General features: G+C 54.2%; 1 protein-coding gene. It reads left to right on the forward strand.

Features of this window, described 5'->3' with window-relative positions:
* Window positions 1–719: FG-GAP repeat domain-containing protein (locus ACFS7Z_RS27325; protein WP_377492694.1), on the forward strand; the 719-nt coding region annotated here is incomplete at both ends.

The following is a 719-nucleotide window of genomic DNA, read 5'->3' on the forward strand; positions in this document are numbered from 1 at the left end:
GACGGGAAACAAGACCTGTACGTGGTGAGCGGGGGCTACCATGACTTTGCGCCGGAAGATGCCTTGCTGCAGGACCGGCTATACCTGAACGACGGTAAAGGCAACTTCACCAAAGCTGCTGACGCCTTGCCTAAAATGCTCACCAGCACCAGCAGCGCCAGTGCCTCTGACATCAACGGCGATGGTCACCTGGACCTGTTCGTGGGCGGCCGCGTGATACCCGGCAGGTACCCGGAGATACCCAGAAGCTATGTGCTGCTCAACGATGGCAGCGGCAGGTTCAAGGATGCCACTGCATCAGTTGCCCCTGCCCTGCAAAACATAGGCATGGTGTCGGATGCGGCCTGGCACGACCTGGACGGCGACCAGAAGCCTGAACTGATTGTAGTGGGGGAGTGGATGCCGGTGATAGTGTTCAGAAACACCAACGGGAAGCTGGCCGACGCCACAGATGCCTTCTTCGACAAGAAGTACAGGGGCTGGTGGAACAAACTGCTGATAGAAGACTTCAACCAGGATGGAAAACCTGACTTGGTGATAGGTAACTTAGGACTGAATTCACAGGTAAAAGCCTCTGATAACCAGCTGGCGGAACTGTATTATAAAGATTTTGATGACAATGGCTCAGTAGACCCCATCCTGACATTCTACATACAGGGCAAAAGCTATCCCTACGTAACACGGGATGAACTGCAGGAGCAGGTAAGTATGATGCGCAC

Source organism: Pontibacter toksunensis, from assembly GCF_042686245.1.
Taxonomy (GTDB): domain Bacteria; phylum Bacteroidota; class Bacteroidia; order Cytophagales; family Hymenobacteraceae; genus Pontibacter; species Pontibacter toksunensis.